Genomic DNA, 1,333 nt, shown 5'->3' on the forward strand with positions numbered 1-1,333 from the left:
CGGCATGGAACGCTTGCGCCTGGGCGCTCAGGGACTGGAACTCCTTGCCGAAGTTGCCGAACGTCGCCGCAACGGCCGCGGACACCTCGTCGCCGGCTGCGGGGACCACCCCGGTCGTGGGCGTCGCCATGGTCGTGATTGCCTCGGCCAGTACCGACCGGATTCCCGCCAGATCCTGGGCTGCCGTCTGGATCGCTTCCGGCACCGCCACCACAAACGACATATTTGCTCCCCCATCGATGTAACAGCGCTGCCATCCGATGGCCGTCAAGGCAAATTCGAGCTTAATGGACGTTCAATACGCCGTTGCCGAAAACCACCGTTTTCGTGAACCCCCGGGCGCGGTCGCAGCGCAACCCCCGGCCGTAATACGTTGTGCGACTTAGCTTTCGAAGGCCGTCGCGAGCAGCTGGGGCGTGTACTCCGCCAGCGCGGGAATGAGGCCACCAACGGGCGGGCCGCTGATGGTGACGGTCTGCAGCAGCGACGAACCCTGCAATGTCGCCGTCGCCGAAAAAGGCCGAAGCGGGGCGAGCAGACCGCTGAAGGGAATCTCGGCAACCGCCGGCACTCCGGCGAGGGGCAACCCGACCGGCAGCGTCACCTCGCCATTGAGGAAGGCGTTGGCGATATTCGCCGGTGCGCCGACGAGCGTGGTGAACGCCCCCACCGGGTTTCCGGCTTGCAGCGCGCCGAAAAACGCAGTGGTGCTTGACTGCATCGCCACCGCCGCGTTGACCGGCGCGCCCAGCGCGTCGAACGCCAGCAGCTCTGGCAGCCCGACCCCGATCGCCAGCGACGCATTGGTCTGCGTCAAAGACGTGACCGTCACCGAGATCGGGTTGGCGACGTCGCCGAGCACGTTGGCGGTGCCCAGTGCGAGTCGCGCGGGAATGGCCAAGAGCGGCTGCAGGTTTCCGCTCGCCACCGAGGTCAAAATCTGTTGCGGGCTGCCGAATTGGGTGGTGAACGCCTGCGCCAGGGCGGGCTCGGTCACCGATGTCCAGGTGGTGCCGATGCTTTGCAGGTTCGCGTTGGTATTGGCGAGCAGGCTTTCATACGGGGCGAGGAGCGAGTTGGCGGACGCGGCCGCATTCGCGATGGCGCCCTGGCCCGCGTTCTGTTCGGCGGCCGCGGCGCTGGACTGGACCGCCAGCATCGCCCTCGCGGGCGCGTTCACCGCGGCGGCCAGGGTTTGCTGGACGTTGGCCGCCTCGGTGGCGGCGTAAGCGGCGCCGCCGGAGTTCAGCAAATTGACGAACTGCTGATGAAACGCCTGTGTCTGGGCGCTGATCTCTTGGTATTCCTGACCGAAGGCGCCGAACAGCTGCGC

The 1,333-nt window shown here is 66.8% G+C and carries 2 protein-coding genes; both read right to left on the reverse strand.

All coding sequences use genetic code 11. From position 1 onward, the window contains the following. The coding region (locus AC2VON_RS22330) for a PE family protein (RefSeq protein ID WP_486954820.1) at positions 1–223 on the reverse strand (223 nt) is incomplete at its 3' end. A gap of 159 nt (positions 224–382) precedes the next feature. Continuing rightward, positions 383–1,333 (reverse strand): PE family protein (locus tag AC2VON_RS22335; protein WP_486954821.1); only part of this gene is annotated, 951 nt, incomplete at its 5' end.

It is taken from the genome of Mycobacterium sp. TH-M82 (assembly GCF_057473605.1).